Origin of the sequence: Echinicola salinicaeni (assembly GCF_014280965.1) — a bacterium.
Classification (GTDB): domain Bacteria; phylum Bacteroidota; class Bacteroidia; order Cytophagales; family Cyclobacteriaceae; genus Echinicola; species Echinicola salinicaeni.
Genome location: NZ_JACODZ010000011.1, coordinates 85,825 through 110,690, shown reverse-complemented (window position 1 = coordinate 110,690; position 24,866 = coordinate 85,825). Strand labels below are relative to the sequence as shown.

The 24,866-nt window shown below is 38.4% G+C and carries 25 protein-coding genes; 17 read left to right on the top strand and 8 right to left on the bottom strand.

Annotated features, from left to right (window positions below; translation table 11 throughout):
• Position 1 precedes the first annotated feature (1 nt).
• Both H7U17_RS19135 and H7U17_RS19130 read right to left on the bottom strand, forming a co-directional pair.
• The gene (locus tag H7U17_RS19135) at positions 2-691 is read right to left on the bottom strand and encodes a response regulator transcription factor (RefSeq protein ID WP_186758458.1); all 690 of its coding nucleotides are present in this window, start codon (positions 689-691) and stop codon (positions 2-4) included.
• A gap of 149 nt (positions 692-840) precedes the next feature.
• Positions 841-1,596: a DUF3108 domain-containing protein gene (locus tag H7U17_RS19130; RefSeq protein ID WP_230981497.1), complete on the bottom strand. Its 756-nt coding sequence runs from the start codon at positions 1,594-1,596 to the stop codon at positions 841-843.
• 231 nt (positions 1,597-1,827) lie between these two features.
• Between H7U17_RS19130 and recA the strand changes: the two genes are divergently transcribed.
• A complete protein-coding gene (gene recA / locus H7U17_RS19125; protein WP_186758456.1) occupies positions 1,828-2,856 on the top strand; it encodes a recombinase RecA in 1,029 nt (342 codons plus the stop codon).
• Positions 2,857-2,913: 57 nt separating this feature from the next.
• Here the strand turns inward: recA and H7U17_RS19120 are convergent, their stop codons facing one another.
• Positions 2,914-4,161 (bottom strand): ABC transporter permease, encoded by a 1,248-nt coding sequence (locus H7U17_RS19120; protein ID WP_186758455.1) that lies wholly within the window; start codon positions 4,159-4,161, stop codon positions 2,914-2,916.
• A gap of 124 nt (positions 4,162-4,285) precedes the next feature.
• Between H7U17_RS19120 and queA the strand changes: the two genes are divergently transcribed.
• The 5 genes from queA to H7U17_RS19095 all read left to right on the top strand — a co-directional run bounded on the left by queA (position 4,286) and on the right by H7U17_RS19095 (position 8,955).
• Positions 4,286-5,335: a tRNA preQ1(34) S-adenosylmethionine ribosyltransferase-isomerase QueA gene (queA, locus tag H7U17_RS19115; protein ID WP_186758454.1), complete on the top strand. Its 1,050-nt coding sequence runs from the start codon at positions 4,286-4,288 to the stop codon at positions 5,333-5,335.
• A 122-nt stretch (positions 5,336-5,457) separates the two neighbouring features.
• Entirely contained in the window at positions 5,458-6,138 is a 681-nt protein-coding gene (locus H7U17_RS19110) for a 2-C-methyl-D-erythritol 4-phosphate cytidylyltransferase (RefSeq protein WP_186758453.1), read from the top strand.
• Positions 6,139-6,264: 126 nt separating this feature from the next.
• The gene (locus H7U17_RS19105) at positions 6,265-7,071 is read left to right on the top strand and encodes a LiaF transmembrane domain-containing protein (protein WP_186758452.1); all 807 of its coding nucleotides are present in this window, start codon (positions 6,265-6,267) and stop codon (positions 7,069-7,071) included.
• A 131-nt stretch (positions 7,072-7,202) separates the two neighbouring features.
• Positions 7,203-8,234, top strand: a complete 1,032-nt coding sequence (locus H7U17_RS19100; protein WP_186758451.1) for a sensor histidine kinase — start codon at positions 7,203-7,205, stop codon at positions 8,232-8,234.
• Positions 8,227-8,955: a LytR/AlgR family response regulator transcription factor gene (locus H7U17_RS19095; protein ID WP_186758450.1), complete on the top strand. Its 729-nt coding sequence runs from the start codon at positions 8,227-8,229 to the stop codon at positions 8,953-8,955. The genes H7U17_RS19100 and H7U17_RS19095 overlap by 8 nt, the downstream gene beginning before the upstream one ends.
• A gap of 55 nt (positions 8,956-9,010) precedes the next feature.
• Here H7U17_RS19095 and H7U17_RS19090 read toward each other — a convergent pair whose 3' ends face one another.
• Both H7U17_RS19090 and H7U17_RS19085 read right to left on the bottom strand, forming a co-directional pair.
• Positions 9,011-9,232, bottom strand: a complete 222-nt coding sequence (locus tag H7U17_RS19090; RefSeq protein ID WP_008625540.1) for a DUF2795 domain-containing protein — start codon at positions 9,230-9,232, stop codon at positions 9,011-9,013.
• Positions 9,233-9,308: 76 nt separating this feature from the next.
• Positions 9,309-10,565: a DUF349 domain-containing protein gene (locus H7U17_RS19085; protein WP_186758449.1), complete on the bottom strand. Its 1,257-nt coding sequence runs from the start codon at positions 10,563-10,565 to the stop codon at positions 9,309-9,311.
• 144 nt (positions 10,566-10,709) lie between these two features.
• Here H7U17_RS19085 and ettA point away from each other — a divergent pair, with 144 nt between their 5' ends.
• Together ettA and H7U17_RS19075 are read left to right on the top strand one after the other, a co-directional pair.
• Positions 10,710-12,389 carry an energy-dependent translational throttle protein EttA gene (gene ettA, locus H7U17_RS19080; protein ID WP_186758448.1) on the top strand — a complete coding sequence of 560 codons (1,680 nt, stop codon included), beginning with the start codon at positions 10,710-10,712 and terminating at the stop codon, positions 12,387-12,389.
• Between the two features lie 125 nt (positions 12,390-12,514).
• The gene (locus H7U17_RS19075; RefSeq protein ID WP_186758478.1) at positions 12,515-13,822 is read left to right on the top strand and encodes a pyridoxal phosphate-dependent aminotransferase; all 1,308 of its coding nucleotides are present in this window, start codon (positions 12,515-12,517) and stop codon (positions 13,820-13,822) included.
• 54 nt (positions 13,823-13,876) lie between these two features.
• Here the strand turns inward: H7U17_RS19075 and H7U17_RS19070 are convergent, their stop codons facing one another.
• On the bottom strand, positions 13,877-14,830 hold the full coding sequence (locus tag H7U17_RS19070; RefSeq protein ID WP_186758447.1) for a zinc dependent phospholipase C family protein: 954 nt from the start codon (positions 14,828-14,830) through the stop codon (positions 13,877-13,879).
• 214 nt (positions 14,831-15,044) lie between these two features.
• On the opposite strand from H7U17_RS19070, the gene rpsT reads away from it, so the two are divergent.
• The 8 genes from rpsT (at position 15,045) to H7U17_RS19030 (ending at position 22,575) form a co-directional block, all read left to right on the top strand.
• Positions 15,045-15,299, top strand: coding sequence for a 30S ribosomal protein S20 (rpsT, locus tag H7U17_RS19065; RefSeq protein WP_186758446.1), 255 nt, complete (start codon positions 15,045-15,047; stop codon positions 15,297-15,299).
• Positions 15,300-15,424: 125 nt separating this feature from the next.
• Positions 15,425-16,120 carry a RadC family protein gene (radC, locus tag H7U17_RS19060; protein WP_186758445.1) on the top strand — a complete coding sequence of 232 codons (696 nt, stop codon included), beginning with the start codon at positions 15,425-15,427 and terminating at the stop codon, positions 16,118-16,120.
• A 6-nt stretch (positions 16,121-16,126) separates the two neighbouring features.
• Positions 16,127-16,744: a DUF1684 domain-containing protein gene (locus H7U17_RS19055; protein ID WP_186758444.1), complete on the top strand. Its 618-nt coding sequence runs from the start codon at positions 16,127-16,129 to the stop codon at positions 16,742-16,744.
• Positions 16,745-16,807: 63 nt separating this feature from the next.
• Entirely contained in the window at positions 16,808-19,219 is a 2,412-nt protein-coding gene (gene pheT, locus H7U17_RS19050; RefSeq protein WP_186758443.1) for a phenylalanine--tRNA ligase subunit beta, read from the top strand.
• A gap of 4 nt (positions 19,220-19,223) precedes the next feature.
• Entirely contained in the window at positions 19,224-19,508 is a 285-nt protein-coding gene (locus tag H7U17_RS19045) for a hypothetical protein (RefSeq protein ID WP_186758442.1), read from the top strand.
• A 1-nt stretch (position 19,509) separates the two neighbouring features.
• Positions 19,510-19,794 carry a cell division protein ZapA gene (locus H7U17_RS19040; RefSeq protein WP_186758441.1) on the top strand — a complete coding sequence of 95 codons (285 nt, stop codon included), beginning with the start codon at positions 19,510-19,512 and terminating at the stop codon, positions 19,792-19,794.
• A 68-nt stretch (positions 19,795-19,862) separates the two neighbouring features.
• Positions 19,863-21,428 (top strand): ribonuclease Y, encoded by a 1,566-nt coding sequence (gene rny, locus H7U17_RS19035; RefSeq protein ID WP_186758440.1) that lies wholly within the window; start codon positions 19,863-19,865, stop codon positions 21,426-21,428.
• A gap of 481 nt (positions 21,429-21,909) precedes the next feature.
• On the top strand, positions 21,910-22,575 hold the full coding sequence (locus H7U17_RS19030) for a hypothetical protein (protein ID WP_186758439.1): 666 nt from the start codon (positions 21,910-21,912) through the stop codon (positions 22,573-22,575).
• A 64-nt stretch (positions 22,576-22,639) separates the two neighbouring features.
• Here H7U17_RS19030 and H7U17_RS19025 read toward each other — a convergent pair whose 3' ends face one another.
• Together H7U17_RS19025 and H7U17_RS19020 are read right to left on the bottom strand one after the other, a co-directional pair.
• Positions 22,640-23,311 carry an OmpA family protein gene (locus tag H7U17_RS19025; protein ID WP_186758438.1) on the bottom strand — a complete coding sequence of 224 codons (672 nt, stop codon included), beginning with the start codon at positions 23,309-23,311 and terminating at the stop codon, positions 22,640-22,642.
• Between the two features lie 7 nt (positions 23,312-23,318).
• The gene (locus H7U17_RS19020; protein WP_186758437.1) at positions 23,319-24,086 is read right to left on the bottom strand and encodes a hypothetical protein; all 768 of its coding nucleotides are present in this window, start codon (positions 24,084-24,086) and stop codon (positions 23,319-23,321) included.
• 116 nt (positions 24,087-24,202) lie between these two features.
• Between H7U17_RS19020 and H7U17_RS19015 the strand changes: the two genes are divergently transcribed.
• Positions 24,203-24,817 carry a 2OG-Fe(II) oxygenase gene (locus H7U17_RS19015; protein WP_186758436.1) on the top strand — a complete coding sequence of 205 codons (615 nt, stop codon included), beginning with the start codon at positions 24,203-24,205 and terminating at the stop codon, positions 24,815-24,817.
• The last annotated feature ends 49 nt before the right edge of the window (positions 24,818-24,866 follow it).

Sequence of the window (24,866 nt, the reverse complement as noted above, 5' to 3'; positions counted from 1 at the left end):
TTTAATTATTGTCGAACTTATATCCAACGCCTTTTACGGTGGTGATATAGTTGTCTCCTATTTTTTCACGAACTTTTCTAATGTGAACATCTACTGTTCGGGCAAGAACGAAAACGTCAGACCCCCAGATGTTTTGAAGTAATTCGTCCCTGCTAAATACCATATTAGGGTTTTTAGCCAAGAAATACAATAACTCGAATTCCTTTTTTGGAAGGGTGATTGTTTTGCCTGACTGATCAATGGTAAAGCTGCTTCTGTCAATGACCAAGTCTTTGATGCGGATCTGTGATACATCTTGTTCCTTCTTTGATTCTCTTCTGAAGAGTGCAGAAATCCTGCTGACCAAAGCCCTAGGTTTAATTGGTTTTGTGATATAATCGTCTGCCCCAACATCAAATGCAGCAACTTCAGAGTATTCTTCAGAGCGGGCTGTTAAGAAGATGATGAAGGTGTTCTTCAGTTCTTCCATGTCCCTGATTTGTCTACAGGTTTCTACTCCGTCTTGATTGGGCATCATGATGTCCAATAGGATCACATCAGGTTTAAACTTAGAGGCTGTTTCTACAGCTTTGATACCATCGTTGGCAGATTTGACATCGTAGCCTTCTTTTTCTAAGTTGTAGGTTAGGATTTCAATAATATCTGGTTCATCATCTACTACCAGAACCTTGATTTTTGGTTTGTCACTCATTTGACTTTGCAAGTTATAATTGCTAAAAACAATGCTAATTTAGAAAAACTATGAAAAGAAATGACATGTGGGGGTGAAAATACCGTTTTGTCCAATACAATATTTTGTAAGAGTACACAAGTGTTAACTTAATGTTATTCAGATGTGATCTATTTGTTACGGAGTCCTTTTATTGATGTTATCTCCATGTTAAGTGCACCAACTACCAAATCTGCTTCAATTTTTACCGGTATTCTGTTTTTGTCATTGGTGATCCAGATTTTTATGGGGTTTTTTCCACTGAAAAGTTTATTGCTTGGCATAATGGGAGAGATGACAAAGGTGCTGAAGTCTCCTATTTTTGTGGAAATTTCATCTTTACCCTTGTATGTTAACTTTAGGTTATAAGTTTTTTCATCGAAGAAGCCTTTGATGCTTATTGTGTCACCTTCCTGGAATTCGTTAAGTTCTAAATGCCTCATATAGTAGAAACCGCTGACGATATCTTGGATACCTGGAACAATATCATGTTCCATTGTTTCTACTATTCTTTTGTTTTCCCTATCGTATAAATTTGTAGTTGCTTTTTCTTTTTCGTGGTCGATGTCAACTACCTCATGTTTTCGGTACCCGCCTTCTTCTATGTGCCGGTATGATCGGTAAGGGATGTTTTTGGTCGTGTCCATATAAGTTCCCCAATTGTCTTTGACTTTGAAGATGCTGAATATGCTTAGTGTTTTTCCATAAACATCTATTTTGTAGGTAGGATGGTCATCAATTTGGTGTATGTTCCTATCTATAATCATTTTTGCTTCGGCAGCATTGAAAAACAGGTACTTCACCTTAAAGGTTAGTTCTTCTCCTTCCTGATAAGGTTTTGTAGGATTATTTTGTCCAATAGCGGAGAAAGCTATCGCAAAAATCAAATAAAAAAAGATTAAAAATAATTTGGGTTTTATAGGCATATTCCATGCTAATTACTTGTGCATACGGTGAAGTTCAAAAGTTATACCAGTTTCACAATGATTGAATTTATGAATTTTCTAATTTATAAAAACGTCATTATAAAACAATGGTTGTTGGGAAAGTTGATATTAAAGCAACGAATGATTACTTTCACGTATTAAATTACACATCAAGTTTCTACCTTTTGATATATGAGTGAAAATACTGAAAAACTAAAAGCACTTCAGCTAACGATTGACAAATTAGAAAAAACCTACGGTAAAGGTACTGTCATGAAGCTGAGTGACAATACGGTCGTTGATATTCCATCGATTTCTACAGGTTCGTTGGGCTTGGATATGGCCTTGGGTATAGGAGGGGTGCCGAAAGGCAGAATTATTGAAGTGTATGGTCCTGAATCCTCTGGTAAGACTACTTTGACCATGCATTGTATTGCTGAGGCGCAAAAGCAAGGAGGCTTGGCCGCTTTCATTGATGCTGAACATGCCTTTGATAAAGTCTATGCTGAAAAATTGGGGATTGATACAGAAAACTTACTGATCTCTCAGCCAGATAATGGTGAGCAGGCCTTGGAGATTGCAGAACATTTAATCCGTTCTGGGGCTATTGATATTATCGTGATTGACTCCGTTGCGGCTTTGGTGCCAAAGGGTGAACTGGAAGGCGAAATGGGCGATAGTAAAATGGGCCTTCAGGCCAGGTTGATGTCCCAGGCTTTGAGAAAGCTGACAGGTGCTATCAATAAGACAGGTTGTTCATGTATCTTTATTAACCAGTTAAGGGATAAGATTGGGGTGATGTTTGGAAGCCCAGAGACTACCACAGGTGGTAATGCGCTTAAATTCTATGCTTCCGTAAGATTGGATATTAGAAGGATAGGTCAGATTAAGGAAAGTGCTGATAATATACTTGGTAACAGAACCAAGGTGAAGGTGGTGAAAAATAAAGTAGCCCCTCCGTTTAAAGTGGTAGAGTTTGATATCATGTATGGTCAGGGGATTTCTAAAGTTGGTGAAATTATTGACTTGGGTGTCGAGTTTGATATAATCAAAAAAGCGGGTTCTTGGTTCTCCTATGAGGGGAATAAACTTGGCCAAGGAAGGGATGCGGTGAAAAAATTGATCTTGGATAATCCTGAATTAATGGAAGAACTTGAAGTGAAAATTAAAACCAAAGCAGGTTTGAACGGAGCTGTAGAAGAAGAACTTGAAGAAAATTAATCGATCTATTTGTATAATTAATGAGAAAAGGAAGCGACAGCTTCCTTTTTTTTGTGCCTAATTTGTTCGGATAGCTTCTACAGGGTCCATTCTGGCGGCCATTGCTGCGGGAATTGAACCGGAAAGCATGCCTATACTTGAAGAAAGTCCAAGGCCTAAAATGATGTTTTTGGCTGATAGGAATACTTCCAGCGATCCCAAGGGCACGAAGGTGATGCCAAATACCAAGATTAATCCTGCCAAACCTCCAAACAAACTCAAAAAGGTGGCCTCGAATAAAAACTGTAAAAGGATGAAGTAATTTTTTGCTCCCAATGATTTTTGGATCCCTATGATATTGGTCCGTTCTCTGACAGATACAAACATGATATTGGCTATTCCAAATCCTCCGACCAAGATGGAGAATCCTCCTATTACCGCACCAGCAATACTGATGACATCAAATATTGCTCCGATGGCATTTTGGATAAATTCAGATTGATTCAAAGCAAAATTATTTTCTTCGATAGGTTTTAGGCCTCTTTTGGCCCTTAATAAGCCTGTCATTTCATTTTCCAATGAAACCAGGTTCCTGTCGCTGTCAAAGCCTTTTGCGGCAATGGTAGGTTCTATTCCCCAGCGCCCCAGGTAAAACATCTTTCCGAAAGCGCCATAGGGAATGAGGCAGGCATCGTCTTTTGAAGGGAGGTCGAATAATCCTTCTCCTTCTTCTTCAAGAATTCCGATGACGGTGAATTTTTCCCCTTTGATTTTTATTTCTTGTCCAATGATGTTTTGACCTTGAAAAAGTGCATCGACTATTTTTGCACCAATTACAGTCACATTCCTTGCTGCGGTAATCTCCATTTCCGTAAAGTAACGTCCCTCTACGACTGGAATATCATATACATTTTGATGTTCGTAAACCACGCCTTGGAGATTAGCGCCTTGAAAAGAACTACTTTCTCTTTTTATGGTGGTATTGGAAGAAGCTGAAATGGTTATTGCCTCTGCATTTTGAAGCCTTTCGTTTAGGAAGACAAACTCTGAATAGTTACCTGGAGGCCTTCTGAAATATTTCCACCATGGGTATTCTTCGCCTCCAGCAGCAAAAGGAAACCTGTCTACTCTTAATACATTTGTTCCCAAAAATGAAAAACTTGACTTGATGTTTTTTTCGAGGGAATCTACCAAGGTGAAGACAGCAATAATGGCAAAAATACCTATTGTAACCCCTAATAGGGATAATACTGTACGGGTTAGGTTCGATTTTAAAGCCTGAATGGCAAACCTGAAACTCTCCCAAATAAGTCGAAAAACTATCACCTGATTAATTTTGTTTAAAAACTATTTGTCAATATAAGTAGATTTAGCTATAATTCTTTATAACTTTGCGGTTTTTACGACTGTATCGTAAATCAAAATATTCATCGTATTTCTAAAATTATATATGAAATTATCAGATTTCAAATTCGAAGTTCCTAAAAAGCTTATTTCTTTATATCCATCAGAAAACAGGGATGAATCCCGTTTAATGGTCGTCCACAAGGATACCGGTGAAATAGAGCACAGGATTTTCAAGGACATCATTGAATATTTTGACGAAGGCGATGTCTTTGTTACTAATAATACTAAAGTATTTCCCGCACGTCTTTATGGTAACAAAGAGAAAACCGGAGCCAAAATTGAGGTATTCTTGCTTAGAGAATTAAACCAAGAGTTGAGGCTTTGGGATGTCTTGGTAGATCCTGCACGTAAAATCCGTGTTGGTAACAAACTTTATTTTGGAGATAGTGATTTGGTAGCTGAGGTTATCGATAATACTACTTCGAGAGGGAGAACAATCCGGTTCTTGTTTGATGGTACGGACGAAGAGTTTTATAAAACCATTGATGCGCTTGGTGAAACTCCAATTCTAAAGGATTTTATTGAGAGAAAAGTAGAAGAGGAAGACAGGGAAAGGTATCAAACCATTTATGCAGAACATGTAGGGGCTGTGGCAGCACCAACGGCTGGTTTACACTTTACTCCTCATTTGTTGAAGCGTTTGGAAATTAAAGGAGTAGAAGTAAGTCCTATCACTTTACATATTGGTTTGGGAACTTTCCGTCAAGTGGATGTGGAAGATTTGACCAAGCACAAAATGGATTCTGAGAATTATGATATTCCAGAACCTACTGTTGATTTGGTAAACAATGCTTTGGATGCGAAGAAAAGAGTGGTAGCAGTGGGGACTACTTCCTTGAAGACCATTGAATCTTCGGTTACTGCCAATAATAGGTTAAAAGCCTCCAGTGGATGGACAGATAAGTTTATCATTCCTCCTTATGATTTTAAAATTGCGAATGCCCTGATCACCAACTTCCATATGCCAGAATCAACCTTGTTGATGACAACAGCTGCTTTTGGAGGTTATGATTTGATCATGAAGGCTTATCAAGAAGCAGTTAAAGAAAAATACAAGTTCTTCTCCTATGGAGATGCCATGCTGATCATTTAAATATTTATAGGCTCTGAAAAGAGCCTTTTTTATTGAGTTTTTTCGTAAAGTAAACATAATCGGTTTCGGAGTTTCTATATTTTTAAAAGCCTTACTTTTGGGCAAAAATAATAAAGTGAATTATGAAAAAAGCAGCCATTATTGTAGCGGGCGGTAAAGGTGCCAGGATGGGGGCTCCTATTCCAAAGCAGTATTTGGAAATTGGAGGAAAGCCTGTTTTGATGCATACCTTGAAGGTTTTTTTTGATTTTGATCCCGAGATGAAATTGGTTCTGGTGATACCCGAAACAGATTTTGATTTTTGGAAAGAATTATGTGAAAAGTTTGATTTTAAAATTCCACATGATTTGGTTGAGGGTGGAATGTCACGTTTTCAATCTGTAAAAAATGGATTGGGAAGTATCGACTGGGCAGAAGGTTTGGTGGCAATTCATGATGGGGTGAGGCCATTTGTTGATGAAGCCGTAATAAGGAATTCATTTCAGGAAGCGGCCAGGAACGGCAGTGGAATAGCGGTGGTACCCTTAAAGGATTCCATTAGGAAGTTGACTGACGGCAACCAGTCATTTTTTCAGGAAAGGGAATACTTTAGATTGGTTCAGACTCCGCAGACTTTTGACTTGGCCAAAATTAAAAAGGCCTTTGATGTGACAGAACTTCATCACTTTACTGATGATGCAACGGTCTATGAACATCAAGGCTGGCAAGTAAGTCTGGTAGCAGGTAATTTGGAAAATATCAAGATTACTACTCCTGAAGATATGGACTATGCCAACTATTTGATTCAGAAAAAGAAGTCATGATCCTTTACCGATGAAAATATGCCGTTTACCGAGAAAATTTAGTGATCGGCCTATTTACTTTCCCATTTGAATATTGACTTTAGTAGTTTTATTTAATTAATAGTAGTAGGATAAAAAAATAAAGCTATGTCAAGAAGAATAGGAAATGCTGATGGAGGTAGGTTCACTACCGGTTTAATTGTGATTTCTGTTGGGCTAATTCTGTTGGTAAGGAAGTTAGGTATTGGGATTCCAGATTGGATTTTTTCCTGGCCGATGATCTTCATAGCTATTGGATTGGTGATCATGGCCAAACATAACTTTAGAAGCGGTTTTGGTGCTTTTATGTTGCTGTTTGGTGGATTTTTCCTTCTAAAAAATGAATTTCACTTCTTCCCAGTCGAGCTAGGGGCTTTTATAGTTCCTGTAGTCCTGATCTTGCTTGGTCTCTTTTTAATGCTTACCAAAAAGCAGTCAAGACTCAATGACTTTTCGAACTTTGGGAATATGAATAAAGAAGGACTAAAAGGGAAAGGAAAAGGTGCTGGAGAAACTTTTATGTCTGATAAGGATTTTAATTTCGGGTCAGGCTCGAGTAGTTTTCATTCGGATGATCTTGACATGTTGAATTCACAAGCATTGTTTTGCGGAATACAGAAACGAGTGCAGTCCAAAAAATTTAAGGGCGGTAAGATTTCTGCTATTTTTGGAGGGACAGAGATTGATCTTACTCAGGCAGACTTGGCTGAAAATGCAGTTTTAAACATTGAAGTTGCATTTGGAGGGGTAAAGTTATTGGTGCCCCCACACTGGGAATTGAGAATGGGAGTGAGTAATATTTTTGCTGGTGTGGAGGATAAGCGGATGTACCCTAAGGGAACAGAAGAGTCAGGTAAGGTGCTTACCATAACTGGGACTGTTGTTTTTGGTGGACTTGAGGTCAAGTCATTCTAGGAATTAAGCTGGAAATTATTAATTAAAATGAGTGGCATCCTATATCGTTTATTGGGGCACTTGGTCTAAAGTGTTGTTTTCATGTATAGCTTAAAAAGCATGTATAGATCTTTCCAAAACCAAGAGGTTAAATGATTGGTAAAATATTGAATTCCTCGCAGTATGGATGGCTAAAGCTATTGCCCCTTTTTTTGTTTTTTTTAGGGGGAGGATCTTTTCTGCTTTATTATTATGGCCAAGGGATTTCTCAGGCGCTGATTGATAGTGGGGTATTTACTGTTTTGTTATTTGTGGGTTTTTTGTTGTTGGAGAATGTCTTTAGGTATTATAAGCCTCAACAAGAAAATTTGTGGTTAGCATTCCTGTTGCCTCTGGTGATGGCTATATTGGTGGTTGTTACTGGAGGGTTTGTTTTGCCCTTTGTGATAGGTGACACGTTGTTTATAAAGCAGTCTATGATGCTGAGGGGCGCCTTGGTATTATTGGCCTTTATGGGCTATGTTCTGGTGTTAATTGTCAATGGAAAATTAGAAGATCAGCTGGAGGTAAGAAATAGGGAGGAGATGATCACAAAGATGGCAAAAGAGGCAGAGCTGTTTTATTTGAGACAACAATTACAGCCTCATTTTCTGTTTAATAGTCTTAATTCCATTAGTGCCTTGGTTAAAAGAAATCCGGACAAGGCAAGAGAAATGATTTTGCAGCTTTCCTCATTTCTACGGGGAACTATCCGGAAGGATGAAAACGAATGGGTAAGTGTAGGGGATGAAACGGAATTATTAAAGCTTTTTCTGGCAATCGAAAAAGTACGATTTGGCCATAGGTTGGATGTTAAATTTGAGGTAGATGAAAATAGTCTGGCCCTTAAGCTACCTCCATTACTTTTACAGCCTTTATTGGAAAATGCCGTTAAGCATGGCCTTTATGGGCTGGTTGAAAATGTGATGATAAGTCTGAAAATTGAAAAAGTTAATAATTACCTTGAAGTGAATATCTCAAATCCCTATGATCCGGAATCAGTAAGTGAGGAAGGTACTGGGTTTGGGCTTGAGTCTGTAAAGCGTAGGCTTTATTTGTTTTTTGGAAGGAACGATCTTTTGGGTTTTGTTAAGTCGGATAATATGTTCCATATAAAATTAAAACTGCCTTTATATAATGATTAAGACGGTTATTATAGATGATGAACCTTTGGCAGCTCAGCTGTTGGAAGAGTACCTCGAAGAGTTTCCTGATTTTCAAGTGTTGGAAATATGTTCGGATGGTTTTCAGGGACTCAAGGCTATTCAGGTTCATGAACCCGATATAATTTTTTTAGATGTTCAAATGCCAAAGATCAATGGCTTTGAAATGTTAGAGCTATTGGATCAACCGCCTGCGGTTGTGTTCACTACCGCTTATGATGAATTTGCCATGAAGGCTTTTGATGCACATGCGCTTGATTACCTTTTGAAGCCATTTTCGAAGGAAAGGTTTTCACAAGCCATCCAAAAGTTTCTTGTGATGGGGAATAGGGGGTATGTGGGTAAATTACAAGTTAAGGATATAATGGGAGGCTTTGCTCGCAGGATTGTTGTTAAAGATAAGGGGGAGATTCAGGTAATACCAGTAGGAGATGTGAGCTATCTGGAGGCTAATGATGATTATGTGAATATCTTCTTTGCAGGGAAGAAATATATGAAAAACAAACCCCTGAAATATTTTGAAGAGGCCCTTGATCCGAAATTCTTTGTTAGGGTTCATCGCTCTTATATTGTAAAAGTGTCGGAGATCTCTAAAATTGAAACCTACGAAAAAGACAGTCAGATACTAAAATTAAGAGACGGAAAATCCATTCCCGTTAGTAAAAACGGGATGCATAGATTGAAGCAAGTGTTGGGAATCTGAAGGCCATTGGCGATCAAAAAGAAAAAAAGGAGCCCTTCAAAAAGGGCTCCTTTTTTTAATATTCATCTTCATTGAAGAAGAAGTCATCCTTTGTTGGATAGTCAGGCCATATCTCTTCAATGTTTTCATACGGCTCGCCATCATCTTCAAGCTCTTGAAGGTTTTCGACTACTTCAAGGGGAGCTCCAGAACGAATAGCATAATCGATTAATTCATCTTTTGTTGCTGGCCACGGAGCATCTTCCAAGTAAGACGCAAGTTCTAAAGTCCAATACATAGTGTCAACATTTTTAGTTTTTCCGCCCAGTGCGGGGTGCAAAAATATAAAATCTTTTAAGTTTTAAAACCTTAACTTAATTTTTGTTTGAAAGTTCTTTTAAGATATGGTTTTTAACATCTAGTTTTCTTTTGTAAGCTCCGAGTTTTCTGTATAACATAGTCTCGAAGTCACTTTCGTGAGAGTGGAATTTTTCTGCGTTTTCTTTTACAGTGTTTAATTCCTTTTCATCACGTCCAATTAGGTCTTTGATGATATTGATCTTTATTTGATTCTTTTCCCTGTCGCTTAGATCATGGAAGTTGTCATACTTCGACCTGGCAAGTTTGTTGAGAAACGATTTTTCAAAAACCACATCAGTAAAGAAGACGAATAAACGCGAATATTGTTGTGCCTCTCTTGGCTTTTTCGGAGGAAGGGTTTTCCAATCGGCCTGTAATCTTTTGGCTTTGGAAATTTTTTCCGGAGTAGAATCCCCCTGAGCAAGATAGCTCATTTCTTCAGCGAGCTTTTCGATTTTCTTGACCACTTCAAATGGCCTTAATCTTGGAGCCCTGTCGTTTTGCATGGTTCTTTTAAAACGACTAAATATCCTGTTGTTCAATTTTGAAAATTCATCCCATAAAGGCTGCCTTCTTTCTGCAGGGACCTTTCCGGATTCTTTCCATTGTTTTTGGATTTTCTTACTGATTTCAAAGGCTTGTTTAGCATCGTGCATGGCAAAGGCTTCCCTTGCTTGAACTACCAATGCTTCATAAACCTTAATGTTTTCATCAGCCTGTAAGGCCAAACCCTCAAAATAATTTTTCCTGTTATCGAAAAATTCATCGGCACAATTCTGAAAAGCACTTTCGATCTCTTCTTTTAATTCAGGCGCGACAGGTCCTGTTTTTATCCATCGCATCTTTAAATCCTTGAATTTTTCTGAGGTCTCCTTCCAGTCGGTGCTGTCCTTTATAGCTTCAGCTTCTTTGATGAGTTCCTTTTTGATTTCGAGGTTTCTCTCCCTGTTGGTGTGGATGATTTCATTGAGGTATTTTTCTAATTGGTTTAGTTCTTCAATTAGAGGGACAAAATCTCCAAGGGCATCGTAAGTCATCAGGGCTTCTCTCAAGTGGATTAACTTCATAAGAAAAGAACCCTTGTTTTGGTTTTCTTCTATATCCTTCTTGAGATCAGCGACCTTTTTCTCCGCCAGAGCAAAGCGATCTTCAAAATATTTGATGGTGGAAGCTTCACTTTCTTTGACTTCACCGATCACTCTGTCTTCCTGATTCAAAAAACCCTTTAGATAAACTTTGCTGTCTTTAATGTATCCGTATGGATGCTCCATTTCGATTCAATAGGTTGGTGGTAAGTAGGCTAATTCTTGTTTTCTGCAAATTAATTAATTAAGATGCATTTATCCTAAGAAAGGCGATTATTTGCCATATTTGTTGATCTATTAAATATAAATCATAAGGTAATTTAAAAAAATATGAGTGACGAGAAAATTATATTTTCAATGGCGGGGGTGTCAAAAGTTTACCCTCCTCAGAAGAAAGTGTTGAAAGATATTTATCTATCGTTTTTTTACGGAGCCAAGATCGGGGTACTAGGTCTTAACGGCTCTGGGAAGAGTTCCTTGTTGAAGATCATTGCAGGGATGGATAAGGAGTTTTTAGGGGAAGTGGTCTGGTCTCCAGGTTATTCCGTGGGTATGCTGGAGCAGGAACCTCAGTTGGATCCCGATAAAACGGTTAAAGAAGTTGTAGAGGAAGCTGTTGCCGATACGGTTGGTTTGCTGAAGGAGTTTGAGGAAATCAATGAAAAATTCATGGACCCAGCCTTGATGGAGGATCCGGATGCTATGAATAAATTAATTGAACGTCAAGGTGAGGTACAAGAAAAGTTGGATGCGGCCAATGCTTGGGAACTGGATGTGATGCTAGACAAGGCGATGGATGCTTTAAGGCTTCCTCCTAGTGATGCCATTGTAAAGAATTTATCCGGTGGTGAAAAAAGAAGGGTGGCGCTATGCCGTTTGTTGCTGCAAGAGCCAGATGTGTTATTGTTGGATGAGCCTACCAACCACTTAGATGCTGAGTCCGTGCTTTGGCTAGAGCAACATCTTAAGCAGTACAAAGGGACAGTGATAGCAGTGACCCACGACAGGTATTTCTTGGATAATGTAGCTGGATGGATTTTGGAGCTTGACAGAGGAGAAGGTATTCCTTGGAAAGGAAATTATAGCAGTTGGTTGGATCAAAAACAAAAGAGATTACAACAAGAAGAAAAGACAGAGTCAAAGCGTCAAAAGACTCTTGAGAGAGAGCTTGATTGGATTAGAATGACTCCCAAGGCAAAGCAGGCCAAGGGCAAGGCCCGTTTGAATGCATATGAGAAACTCGTTGGAGAAGAAGCTAAAGAAAGGGAAGCCAAGTTAGAGCTATATATTCCGCCAGGGCCTAGGCTAGGGGCTAAAGTCATAGAAGTAAATGGTGTTTCGAAATCCTTTGGTGACAAGTTGCTTTTTGAAGATTTAGAGTTTGCTCTTCCACAAGGAGGTATTGTGGGGGTGATCGGTCCAAATGGAGCTGGTAAATCGACTTTGTTTAAATTGATCACAGGAAATGAAAAGCCTGATAATGGGAGTTTTGAAGTAGGAGAGACCGTGCAGCTTGCTTATGTAGATCAAGAACATGATACTTTGGATCCTCAAAAGACTGTTTATCAGACGATATCTGAGGGAAATGAAAATATTAAACTGGGAAATAGGGAAATGAATGCCCGGGCTTATGTGAGTAAGTTCAATTTCTCAGGTTCTGATCAAGAGAAGAAGGTAGGTGTTTTGTCTGGAGGAGAGAGGAACAGGGTGCACTTGGCCTTGACCCTAAAGGAAAATGGAAACCTATTATTGCTCGATGAGCCTACCAATGATTTGGATGTAAATACCTTGAGATCTTTAGAGGAGGCTTTGGAGAATTTTGGTGGATGTGCAGTGGTGATTTCTCACGATAGATGGTTTTTGGACCGTATTTGTACTCATATTTTGGCCTTTGAAGGAGACTCTCAGGTTTATTGGTTTGAAGGAAATTTTAGCGATTACGAGGAAAACAAAAAGAAGAGACTAGGTGATGTGACACCTAAAAGGATTAAGTATAGAAAAATAAAATAACCAAGTGTTTAATAGTTTGTGCTAAGAGAAAATCACCAAATTATATTAGTGGTGAATCAAGGTTGGGGAGTTAATTTTCCCTACCTTTGGCGGAAATTTGAAAATGCATTATTGGTATTGCTATGATCAGACAAATACTGCTTGCTCCGGGTGCTGATGAGTTAAATTATGAGATCAGGGGTATAGTTAAGAAGGCAAAGGTGATTGAAAGCCTAGGGCATGAAATTACTTGGGAAAATATTGGCGATCCTATCCAGAAAAGCAACACTATTCCTGCCTGGATGAAGGAAATCGTACAGGAATTGGTCAGTGATGATAAGACATACGGCTATGCTGATTCCAAGGGTATGTTGAAAACGCGTGAGTTTTTGGCTGGCCTTAATAACCAGCGTGATGGTGTGAAGATTTCTGCCGAGGATATTCTCTTTTTCAATGGATTGGGAGATGCGATAGCAAAACTCTATCAGTTTTTGATTCCTACTGCAAGGATAATTGGTCCTTCTCCGGCCTATTCTACCCATAGTTCTGCTGAAGCTGCTCATGCCAATACTCTTCCGATTACTTATAAATTGGATCCAGATAATAATTGGTATCCGGATATGGATGATCTATATAATAAGGTCAAGTATAATCCGAATATCGTAGGTTTGCTGATTATCAATCCTGATAATCCTACCGGGATGGTTTATCCAAGAGAAGTTTTGGAGCAGTTTGTGGAAATTGCCAGGGAATTTAATCTGCTTTTGATAGCTGATGAGATTTATCAGAACATAACCTATAATGGTTATGAGGCCATTTCCTTGTCGGAGGTAGTTGGAGATCTTCCTGGGATTTCCCTAAAAGGGATCAGTAAGGAGTTCCCTTGGCCAGGTTCAAGATGTGGGTGGATGGAGTTTTATAATAAGAATGCTTCGGTAGAGTTTAATAAGCTTTGTAATACCTTGGAAAATGCCAAAATGATTGAAGTGTGTTCGACCATGCTTCCGCAGTTGGCCATTCCAAAAGTAATGAGCCATCCGGAATATGCACCGTACCGTAAAGAGGCCAATGAAAGAATAGGTATGAGAAGTAGGATCATGGAAGAAGTGTTGTCGGATGTGCCAGGAATTAAATTCAATAAGACTAAAGGAGCCTTCTATAATACCATTGTTTTTGACGAGGAGATGCTCAATGAAAAACAGTATCTGCCTGTAGAAGATGAGAGGGTGAAAGGTTATCTAGACCAGTGGCTAAAAGAGGATGATATGCCAAATGATAAACGATTTGTTTATAATTTATTGGCTTCAGAAGGTATTTGCGTAGTTCCAGTGAGTTCCTTTTGCTCTAATTTAAGAGGGTTTAGGGTAACTTTGTTGGAGGAAAATGAAGATAAGTTTAGAGATACCTTTACAAGAATTGCCAACAGTATTCGCTTTTATCTCAAATCAGCTTAGGGCACGGAAAGTATTTTATTAAAAAAGCTGTCTCTATTTAAAGAGGCAGCTTTTTTAATGTTCATGCTTTCTGTTTTGATCGGTTTGGTGGCTTTGAGAAGGTGGGGACATTTGTTCCAGAGGAATCTTTTGATGGAGGAGAGGGGAGAGGTTCGGTTGGCCAGCGTCTATCCAGGCTGTAAACCAAAAACTAGCCACCATGATTATTGACCTTTTCATTTGGCGTTCAACTTGGCCAGCCAGCAAGTCGTTATAGGCCATGGTGAATTCTTTGGAATAAACCCTGGTGTTGATGGAACCACGTTCCTCAAAACTATATTTTTTGTCTGCCCTGAACTTCTGGCTCAGTGTTTTTTCAAAGGTCAGCACACTGTCCAGTGCAGCGTGGGCATCGATTATAGCTTGCCAAGCCGCCAGTTGAGTGTTTTCGATATAATAGGCCTTGCCTACAAATAGCTCAAAGTCCTCTGCAAGAAGTTCGGGGATCCTACTTTCCCAGAATCCGTGAATGCCATATTGGTCGGTCAGTTGGCCATTGTAGTTTTCTGTAGTATGCAAGGGTACATTTATGTCTCCAATATAATGGCCTAAATCCGCAGAAAGTCTAAGGATAGCTTCAGCATTTTTGTCCTTGAAAGCCTCGGTAAGGCTTTGTTTCACCCAATGCACATTCCAAGGAGCGATCCCATATTTTCTGAGGCTATCCTCACCAATTTGCGCTACTGCTTGATTCCAATATCTAGGGAGTTTGTAGATTGCGCTGTCACCATAAATGTCAGCATCGATATAATGTTTTTCTGCTTCTCCCTTTATGGCATATCTTCTCTTGTCGGGATTAACAGCATTCTCAGTGATATAATGGATGTTCTCCTTGTAGAACCCCAGCATTTCATAGGGCAAAGAAAAGACAGCAAGCTGGTTAATCTTCTTATGAGCATAAAATCCCCAGCTTCCAAAGCTTTGAAAATCAATTAAAAACAAAGTGCAAAAAAATAATAAACGCTTCATATTGAAATTTAGTCAAAAAAAACAAAATAATCGAAGATGAAATTACTTACCTTTGCATGTGATTAGGAGTATAACGAGTAGTTTAGTGTGATTATTTATAAAACTTTCTGATGTATAGTTTCTTATTCCTTTTGGGATTATAAATAAATCAGTTAACTTTGCACTCCTATTTAAGGGAAGAGTAGAAAAAAAGAAATTTAAGTAAAAATAAGATATGGCAAATCACAAATCAGCTCTAAAAAGAATTCGTGCAAACGAAGCCAAGCGTTTGAGAAACAGATATCAGGCTAAAACGACCAGGACATTTATCAAGAAGTTGAGACACACTACTGATAAAGCTGAGGCGCAAGAGCTATTAAAGAAAGTTTCTTCTATGATTGATAAGCTTGCTAAAAAGAACATCATTCATAAAAACAACGCTGCCAACAAGAAGTCTAGCTTGACCAAATTTGTTAACGCTATTGCTTAAGCAAAGTTGTATAAAGATTTTTAAAAGCTTCACCCTTATCGGTGGAGCTTTTTTTATTGCTTTATTTTTAATATTTTAAACGGTAGAGAATTAGCTGTTATTTTTTACCTTATAATATTTTTTCTATGGAAACTTATCAATCCATTAAGATATCCTCCTTGGCAGAAGAGGATAGGCCCAGAGAGAAGCTTTTGTTAAAAGGGAAATTGGCATTGTCTGATGCTGAGTTGATAGCGATTTTGATTGGTTCAGGTACCAAATCCATCAGTGCTGTTGATCTTTCAAAGAATATCCTATCAAGTACAAATTATAATTTGGCAGATTTGGCGCGATTGAGTGTAAAGGATTTGCAAAAGTTTAAGGGTATTGGCGAGGCCAAAGCGATTACAATTGTGAGTGCTATGGAACTAGGAAGGAGAAGAAAGCTGTCTGAGCCGCCTAAAAGAATAAAGATAACCTCATCCAATGACGTGTATGAATTGATGAAACCGGTTCTTATGGATGAACCTGTTGAGTATTTTTATATAATTATTTTGAATAGAGCCAATTATGTGATAAAAAAGCAAATGATCAGTCAAGGAGGAACAAGTGGTACAGTGGCAGATCCAAAGCTGATTTTTAAATATGCTTTAGAAAATAGGGCAGCAGCTATTGTTCTGGTTCATAATCATCCATCAGGAAACCGTAAACCGTCAAGAGCAGATGAGCAATTGACAAAGAAACTGGTGGATTTAGGAAGGAATTTAGAGTTACCTGTAATAGATCATGTGATTTTCACAGATGTTGGCTATTTTAGCTTTGCGGATGAAGCAATGATCTAATATAAAATGAAACAAAAACAGTTGTTCCTGGCACTTGTAGGCTTAGTGGCTTTAGCTACAGTAGTTTATATGTTTGCAGGGGGAGATAGTGAAAGGATCTATCAAGAAAAAATCAGTCAAGAACGAGAAAGGCAGTTTAAGTTTTTGAAATTTAACGAAGAGTCACCCCTCAGCAATGAGCAGAAATCAAAGCTTGATTCCTTGAATTGTTTTCCTATTGATGAAATGTTTAAAGTTCGGGCAAGGTTGATCCCTCTGCAAAATAAACAAACTTTGGAGATTGCCATGTCTGATGGTTCTCAAGAGTTATATACCAAACATTCCATTGCTGAATTTGAATTGGAAGGGAGTACTCATCGATTGCTACTACTTCAGTCTAAGGATGAGATAGATGGTAAGAACTTTTTTCTGACTTTTGCTGATGCGACCAGCGGGGAATCCACTTATGGTGGTGGGAGATATTTGAATTTGAGGCAGGATGGAATGAATTCAATCACCATTGATTTTAACTTGGCTTATAACCCTTATTGTGCTTATAACCCTGATTTTGCCTGCCCTATTCCTCCCAAAGAAAATATTTTACAGATTCCAATTAATGCAGGGGAGAAAAATTACATAGAATAAGCTTTTTGCCATTGGCAATTATCTTAAATTTGCTCCTTAATTCGAGAAAATCAGATTGAATACATGAAAGTTGCTATAAATAGATTAAAAGATTTTATACCCTTTGATGAACCTACCGAAAAAATTTCGGAACTACTTACCCAATCCGGCCTGGAAGTGGAGGGAGTGGAGACTTTTGAGTCCATTCCTGGAGGCCTAAAGGGGATAGTTATTGGTGAAGTGTTGACCTGTGTGCCACATGCCAATGCAGATCGACTAAGTGTTACCACTGTGGACGTTGGTAGCGAAGTGGTTCCTATCGTTTGTGGAGCACCTAATGTAGCTCAAGGACAAAAAGTAGTCGTAGCTACTGTGGGAGCAGAACTTTATCCTGAAGGTGGAGAAGCGTTTACCATCAAAAAAGCAAAAATCCGAGGAGAAGTATCTCAAGGAATGATTTGTGCCGAGGATGAATTGGGTTTGGGGAAGAGTCATGATGGTATCATGGTTTTAGATACTGATTTGCCAAACGGTACACCTGCAAGTGAATATTTTAATATCGATAGTACCGATGTGCTGGAAATAGGATTAACGCCAAACAGGGCAGATGCTGCTTCTCATATTGGTGTGGCAAGGGATCTTAAAGCTTTGTTGAAAAAGGACCTGATTCTTCCTTCTGTGGAAGGTTTTAAAGTAGATAATACTTCCCGCCCAGTTTCTGTTGAGGTGGAGGATGCCAAAGACTGTCCACGATATGCTGGTTTGACCATATCCAATATTAAGGTGGGGCCATCTCCTGAGTGGCTTCAGAATTATCTCAAAGCATTGGGTTTGGAGCCTATTAACAATGTAGTAGATATTACCAATTTCATTTTGCATGATTTGGGACAGCCTTTACATGCATTTGATCTGAACCAAGTTGCCAATGACAAAATCATTGTTAAAAAACTTCCTAAGGATACTGCTTTTGTTACGCTTGACGAAAAAGAAAGGAAGCTGACTGGCGAGGAATTGATGATCTGTGATGAAAATCATGGACTTTGCATGGCTGGTATTTTCGGAGGTCAGGGGTCAGGTGTCACAGAGGAAACTACTTCAATTTTTCTGGAAAGTGCCTATTTCTCTCCTGATGTAGTCAGGAAGGGAAGTCAGGTTCATGGATTAAAAACCGATGCTTCTTTTCGTTTTGAAAGAGGAACTGATCCCAATATGCCTGTATTTGCTTTGAAGAGAGCAGCTATTTTGATTAAGGAAATTGCAGGTGGAGAAGTGAGCTCTGAAATTGTGGATTTGTATCCGGAGCCAATTGCTGATTTTGAGATTGATGTAAAGTATGCCCATATAGATCGATTGATTGGAAAGCATATTCCAAAAGAATTGGTAGATGAGATCTTGGAAAGTCTGGAAATCAAGGTTACTAACAAAACTGATGAAGCTTTTAAAGCCATTGTAAAGCCCTACAGGGTGGATGTGACCAGGGAAGCGGATATTATTGAGGAAGTGCTTAGGATTTATGGTTTTGAGAATGTGTTGTTGTCTGATACCTATCAGGCTGGATTCTTAGCGGAACATCCTGCTAAGGACTCCAATAAACTGCAATACAGGACTTCTGAGTTGCTTTCAGGTATGGGCTTCCATGAGATCATGACCAATTCACTGACTAAGCCCGTTTATGCTGATAAGTCCGGATTCCTGAAAACTGAGGAAAATGTAGAAATTTACAATAAACTTAGTGAAGACCTTGGTGTGATGAGGCAAACCTTACTATTTACTGGTTTGGAGGTATTGGCTCATAATATTAACAGAAGGCAAAAGGACCTTAAACTCTTTGAGTTTGGGGCTACTTATTATAAAGAAGAGGAAGGTTATAGAGAAGAGAAGCATCTTTCATTATTTTTAACAGGGGACAAAGCTGCGGAAAGTTGGTTGGAACCTTCAAAACCTGTAAGCTTTCCTGATCTTTATACTGTGGTAGAGAGGTTGCTGGATAAGTTGAACGTGAGAATGCCAGATGTGGAGATAATCCATGAGGCACCTTTTGATTATGCGCTCAAACTAAGCTTGGGGCAAAAAGAAATTGGAAAAGTGGGGCTTCTATCGTCAAAAATCACCAAATTGTCAGATGTAAAGCAGGATGTGCTGTATGCTGAACTGAGATGGGATATTTTGGTAAAGAAGGCTGCAGGCTTAAAAAAGTATAGCGAGATATCCAAGTTTCCTGAAGTTAGAAGGGATCTTTCTTTGGTGATTGATAAGGAGATTTCTTTTGATGCGGTGAGAAAGGTTGCGGAAAAGTCAGGTGGAAAATTGCTTAAGCATATCGGGGTGTTTGATGTGTACCAAGGGGATAAAATAGACGCAGGAAAGAAAGCTTATGCTTTAAGTTTTTATCTTCAGGATAATACCAAAACTTTGACAGATAAGATCATTGACCAGTCGATGAACAGGCTGATGAAGTCTTTTGAAAAAGAGATTGGAGCATTGATTAGAAAATGATAAAATGATCCACGAAGAACTCCAGAATTTACGTCAATTGACCAATAAGGTCATGAGAAAAATCGAACAGCTTGAGCAAGAAAACCAGTCATTAAAAGATGAACTGGGAGGATTGAAAGCGGAAGTTGACGAGAAGGAGGCTGCCTTGGACCATTTTAAAAATCAAATTAAAATTAGTAAAATTGTAAACAACATACCGGTAGAAAATATAGCTTCTGCAGAATTGAGAAATAGAATCAATAATTATATTAAGGAAATCGATAAGATAATTACTTACCTGTCTGAATAATATGGATACGCTTTCTATCAGAATAAAAATAGGCGATAGGGAATACCCTATGAAGGTGAAAGCAGAGGATGAGGCGAAAATCAGACGGGCTGGTAAATTGATTAATGATAAATTAAAGAGATATAGAGAAGAATTTGGATTGGATGATAGGCAGGACCTGTTGGCTATGGTAGCTTTTGACTGCATGGTTGAGGCCATGGAAGCGAATGAGGTAAGTTCAGAAGACAGCGACCAAATTTCAGAGACCTTGTTGAATATCAATAACCAATTGAAATCAATCTTATAATTATTATTCACCCACTTTTCTGGATGAGTTATCCATGCCGGTAGGTCTTTTATTAACCTAAAAAACCTATGGGAGAATCACTATACATTATCGTAGCAGGCATAGTAGGCCTTATTCTAGGAGCAACTTTGGTTGGAATCTTTTTGAAGAAAAACAACCAAAAGCTAGAAGAAGAAGCCCAGGATAAGGCAAAGAGCCTTGTTAGAGAAGCAGAATTAACTGCTGAATCCATTAAAAAGGATAAGATACTGGAGGCTAAGGAGAAGTACCTTAAGCTGAAATCTGAATTTGAGGATGAAGTAAATAAGAAGAAGAATATCCTTATTACCAATGAGGGTAAACTGAAGCAAAGAGAGCAGATCCTTTCTAAGGAAATGGAGCAGATCAAGCGTAAAGAAGCTGAGCTTGATAGTAAGAAGGAAAACCTTAATGCCCAGCTACATTCTGTACAAGTTAAGAAGGAAGAGCTGGATAGGGTAACCAACCAACGAATCGCCGACCTTGAGAAAGTAGCTTTATTAACCAAGGAAGAAGCTAGGGATCAATTGGTGGTTATGTTGAAAGATGAAGCTCATACCAAGGCGTCTTCGCATATCAAGGATATTTTGGATCAGGCCAAATTGAGTGCCACCAAACAAGCTAAAAAGATTGTTCTTGATACTATTCAGCGAACTGCAACAGAACATGCTATAGAAAACTGTGTGTCGATCTTTAATATAGAAAGTGATGATATTAAGGGTAAGATTATCGGTAGGGAAGGACGTAATATCCGTGCACTGGAATCAGCTACAGGAGTAGAGATTGTGGTAGATGATACTCCGGAAGCAATTATTATTTCTGGATTTGATCCAGTAAGGAGAGAAATAGCAAGATTATCCCTGCACAGGTTGGTGCAGGATGGGAGGATTCACCCAGCTCGAATAGAAGAGGTAGTTGCTAAGACGGAGAAAAATATTGAAGAAGAGATCGTAGAAATCGGCGAAAGAACTTGTATCGATTTGGGCGTTCACGGTTTGCATCCTGAATTAATCAGGATGGTTGGAAGAATGAGGTTCCGTTCTTCATATGGTCAGAACTTATTACAACACTCTAGGGAAGTGGCGAAGCTTTGTGCTACCATGGCCGCTGAGATGGGGCTTAATGCTAAGTTGGCCAAGAGAGCAGGTTTGCTTCATGATATCGGAAAAGTATATCCTGAAGAGGCTGAATTACCTCATGCTATTTTGGGTATGGAGTTGGCCAAAAAATACAAAGAGCATCCTGAAGTTTGTAATGCCATCGGAGCTCACCATGATGAGATTGAGATGACATCAATGATCTCCCCAATCATCCAGGCCTCTGATGCTATTTCGGGTTCTAGGCCAGGTGCTAGGAGGGAAATCATGGACAGCTATATCAAGCGTCTCAAAGACCTTGAAGATTTAGCATTGAGTTTTGATGGTGTCAATAAATGTTTTGCCATGCAAGCCGGCCGTGAGTTGAGAGTGATGGTGGATGCGGAAAATGTCGATGATAATACAGCGGGTAAGCTTTCATTTGATATCTCTCAAAAGATTGAAAAAGAAATGCAGTATCCAGGACAAATCAAGGTTACTGTAATTAGAGAGATGAGGGCTGTAAATTACGCTAAGTAAGAAATACAGATCCGAATAGAATTAATGCACGGTAGTTCAATTAAAGGTTCCACTTTTAATTGAACTACCGTTTTTTTTATGCTTTTAGCGACAATGTTCGTTCTGATTTTTCTTTTTTATGTATTAATTACTTTTTGTGAATATCCGTAGACGTACCAGTTAAGATTAAATGAGGTTTTAAACGATTGTTTAAACTAATACAACACATGCGTCATGCTTAGGTCTTCAATCTTCTGTCTGCCGACCACTTCATCAAAGGGTTTCAGGTTACTGGCATCATAGCGGATAAACAGATTACTTTTTATGATAGTTAATGTTTGGGTTTAATTTCAAAGTAATTTGTTGAAAAATACCACTTTTTGAGTATTGTTCACTACTGTTTGTTTACGTAGTATTGTTGTTGGTTTTAAACTATGCGATCGATCCAGAGATTTGATTTTTGTAGTTTATGTTTTTAGTTAATTAAAAGATTGTAGTTCTCATGAAAAAATTATTTACCATTCTTTCATTGTTTGTATTGTCAATGGCTACCTCTCATGCCTTTGACAAGAAAGTTAAAATTTCGGCTTCCGAGCAAGATGCCAATATTTATATAGATGGGCAACTTGCAGGAGCAGGAAGTATTGAATTGAAAATCGAGAAAGGAACTTGTGTAAATGTAAGGGTTGAAAAGGTGGGGTTTGTAATCGAGGAAAGATCCTTTTGTGATCAAAAGAACCAACCTAAACCGGAAAAGAGTGAATATATTAGGATGTCAGTAGATGAGGCTTATACCGCATCTTCTAGCTCTGACATTGCTAATGTGGATATCAGTCTAAAACCAGGTGGCGATGAGCTGGAAACATGGAAGTTGTTGTCAAGAATAATTACTTCCTATTTTGATGTAATTGAAACCACGGATAGGGAAACAGGGTATTTACGGACTGCTTGGGTAGCTCAGAATTTCAATGGTTCTATGGTTAGGTCGAGATGTATTGTAAAATTGGGTAATACCAGTCCTTTGGAATATAAGGTCAAATTGGTAAGTGAATATACCAACGCAAATGGCGCCTCAGTAAAAACTGATGAAGTATTCAGGGAGTGGGATAGGATCCTAAGAAAATATGAAGGTATTATTCCTGAGATGCAATCTAGGGTAGGACGATAAAAAGAAAGGCGGCTAACATTAGCCGCCTTATTTATTTTAGAATAATAAATTGCTTTTGGAGAGATTAAATTTGATCGAGCTGTCCATTTTCAGCCTTTTCAACCAATTCATCCGTGGCTGTAATGGCCACTTCTACTCTTCTGTTTTGTGCTCTACCTGAATCAGTATCATTGGTTGCTACTGGCATAGTTTCACCGTGACCTACTGTGGTTAATCTGAAGTTAGTGATACCCTGCATTTTTAGATAATTAGCGACAGAATTTGCTCTTTTTTCAGAAAGTTCTTGATTATACTGATCACTGCCCTTACTGTCGGTATGGCCATTAATCATGATATTGGTATCGGGATAGTCATTTAAGATTTTAGCCAGTTTCATAACATTTTCTTGTGCGCTAGGAGTTAGCTGGTAGGAGTCAAATCCAAATAGGATTCCAGAATCAAATGTCACTTGTATTCCTTCTCCTACTCTTTCCACTTCAGCATCCTCAATTGCTTCCATTTCCTCGGCTTGCTTGTCCATATATTTGCCAATAGCTGCCCCTGCTGCTCCACCTACAGCAGCGCCGATTACAGCTCCTGCTGCGGTATTGCCTTTTTTCGAACCAATTAGTCCACCAAGAGCTCCACCTGCGCCACCACCAATGGCAGCCCCTTTACCAGTATTGCTCCAATCTGCACAACTGAATAGTATGGCAGAACTCAAAATAATGCCTAGTAATGATTTAAAAGTTTTCATAATAATATTAAAGTTGGTTTAAATTTTCAAAGCCTTTTTGGATCAATGATATTGCATCAAATGAATCGTCAAGGTTACTTACACCTTTGCCAAATTTGTGCCAAAGTCCATCTCCACAATCTATATATTCGCCTCTTTTCTTAGGGGTTGACTCTGAGGCTATTTCATAATCATAGTCTGGAAGATATATGTTGGAGAGCAATTCTCTGCTTTCTTCCCAATCCATTTCCTTTAATTCATTATTTATTTCAACGATTACTTTTCTTACTGAAAATTTAACGGTAAGTGTGTAATCGAGGGTGTTTTCTTTGGTGACCTTTCTATATCGGATAGTTAGGGGGGCTTCTTTTTTCGTGATTTCAAAAATGGCCTGAATATATTCCTGTGAAAGCATATGCCATTCATCTTGGTTAGAAGGAATGCTTCGGGCTATTTTGCCATGGATATCTTTTGCAAATATTTTGATACCGCCGTTGTCATCTAGGTCTTTTTTATTAGACCATTTGCTGTTGGCGTATAATTCTTTGAATGGTTGTTCCCAAATGGGGGCTACTTCACCAATGAAATCAAAATCATCATCTATGTTAAATCCTTCGGCAATGATTTCCTCTTCCGAAAGTTCTTCACGGTCCGTATAAAGGATATTGAATTGGGTATTAATAAAGTCTTTTTCAAAGCCAAGCTTTATTTTAAATACGTGGCTGAAGGGTGGGGGAACTACTCCTGAATTAAAATCTATTTCAAGTCTTTTTATATCGTCTGTTTTTAGGGACATTTTAGCTACTCTTGATGAATGTTTTATTTGAGTAATTATTTATGAATTATTTCAGTACAAAATTATGCATTTCTGGAAAATTATTGATGTATTTTTGCTGGCAAAAAACATCAAGTATGGAAAACCTGTTTGAGACCATTGTAAATGGTCTTTATGATAAAGGCTGGTATATAGCTGAAGATTTTATTTCTGACGAATTCAGAAAAGAATTGTTGCATGAACAGCAGGAAATTTTGTTGCATGGCCAGTTTAGGCATGCAGGAATAGGTAAGGGAGATGCTTTTAGGATTCAGCCTGAAATTAGGAGTGATAAAGTCTTTTGGTTGGACCCATTAAACTTAACCAAATTACAAGAGGTTTATTGGGATAAGATAGAAACATTGCGACGGGAGATTAACCAAAGGTGCTTTTTAGGACTTCGTTCATTTGAGGCTCATTTTTCAATGTACCCTCCAGGTTCTTTTTATCTAAGGCATTTGGATCAGTTTCAAAATGTAAAATATAGGGTTGTTACAGTAATATTATATTTGAATGATTCATGGTCTAATGAAGATGGTGGGGCTTTGAGAATGTACCTTCCGAGTGAGGGTGGAAATGAAGAAATTATGGATGTTTATCCAGAAGGAGGTAAGTTGGTGGTTTTTATGAGTGGAGAGATCCCTCATGAAGTTTTGACCACAAATAAGACTAGGATTAGTATTACAGGTTGGATTAGAGATATTGAGTATTGATAATTAAAAAAGGCGCAAAGTTTTAAACTTTAGCGCCTTTTTTAATTAT

Bases quoted from the DNA above. Each gene is read 5' to 3' on its own strand.
- H7U17_RS19135 (WP_186758458.1), bottom strand. From the start codon at position 691: ATGAGTGACAAACCAAAAATCAAGGTTCTGGTAGTAGATGATGAACCA.
- recA (WP_186758456.1), top strand. From the start codon at position 1,828: ATGAGTGAAAATACTGAAAAACTAAAAGCACTTCAGCTAACGATTGAC.
- queA (WP_186758454.1), top strand. From the start codon at position 4,286: ATGAAATTATCAGATTTCAAATTCGAAGTTCCTAAAAAGCTTATTTCT.
- H7U17_RS19110 (WP_186758453.1), top strand. From the start codon at position 5,458: ATGAAAAAAGCAGCCATTATTGTAGCGGGCGGTAAAGGTGCCAGGATG.
- H7U17_RS19105 (WP_186758452.1), top strand. From the start codon at position 6,265: ATGTCAAGAAGAATAGGAAATGCTGATGGAGGTAGGTTCACTACCGGT.
- H7U17_RS19100 (WP_186758451.1), top strand. From the start codon at position 7,203: ATGATTGGTAAAATATTGAATTCCTCGCAGTATGGATGGCTAAAGCTA.
- H7U17_RS19095 (WP_186758450.1), top strand. From the start codon at position 8,227: ATGATTAAGACGGTTATTATAGATGATGAACCTTTGGCAGCTCAGCTG.
- H7U17_RS19090 (WP_008625540.1), bottom strand. From the start codon at position 9,232: ATGTATTGGACTTTAGAACTTGCGTCTTACTTGGAAGATGCTCCGTGG.
- H7U17_RS19085 (WP_186758449.1), bottom strand. From the start codon at position 10,565: ATGGAGCATCCATACGGATACATTAAAGACAGCAAAGTTTATCTAAAG.
- ettA (WP_186758448.1), top strand. From the start codon at position 10,710: ATGAGTGACGAGAAAATTATATTTTCAATGGCGGGGGTGTCAAAAGTT.
- H7U17_RS19070 (WP_186758447.1), bottom strand. From the start codon at position 14,830: ATGAAGCGTTTATTATTTTTTTGCACTTTGTTTTTAATTGATTTTCAA.
- rpsT (WP_186758446.1), top strand. From the start codon at position 15,045: ATGGCAAATCACAAATCAGCTCTAAAAAGAATTCGTGCAAACGAAGCC.
- radC (WP_186758445.1), top strand. From the start codon at position 15,425: ATGGAAACTTATCAATCCATTAAGATATCCTCCTTGGCAGAAGAGGAT.
- H7U17_RS19055 (WP_186758444.1), top strand. From the start codon at position 16,127: ATGAAACAAAAACAGTTGTTCCTGGCACTTGTAGGCTTAGTGGCTTTA.
- pheT (WP_186758443.1), top strand. From the start codon at position 16,808: ATGAAAGTTGCTATAAATAGATTAAAAGATTTTATACCCTTTGATGAA.
- H7U17_RS19045 (WP_186758442.1), top strand. From the start codon at position 19,224: ATGATCCACGAAGAACTCCAGAATTTACGTCAATTGACCAATAAGGTC.
- H7U17_RS19040 (WP_186758441.1), top strand. From the start codon at position 19,510: ATGGATACGCTTTCTATCAGAATAAAAATAGGCGATAGGGAATACCCT.
- rny (WP_186758440.1), top strand. From the start codon at position 19,863: ATGGGAGAATCACTATACATTATCGTAGCAGGCATAGTAGGCCTTATT.
- H7U17_RS19030 (WP_186758439.1), top strand. From the start codon at position 21,910: ATGAAAAAATTATTTACCATTCTTTCATTGTTTGTATTGTCAATGGCT.
- H7U17_RS19025 (WP_186758438.1), bottom strand. From the start codon at position 23,311: ATGAAAACTTTTAAATCATTACTAGGCATTATTTTGAGTTCTGCCATA.
- H7U17_RS19020 (WP_186758437.1), bottom strand. From the start codon at position 24,086: ATGTCCCTAAAAACAGACGATATAAAAAGACTTGAAATAGATTTTAAT.
- H7U17_RS19015 (WP_186758436.1), top strand. From the start codon at position 24,203: ATGGAAAACCTGTTTGAGACCATTGTAAATGGTCTTTATGATAAAGGC.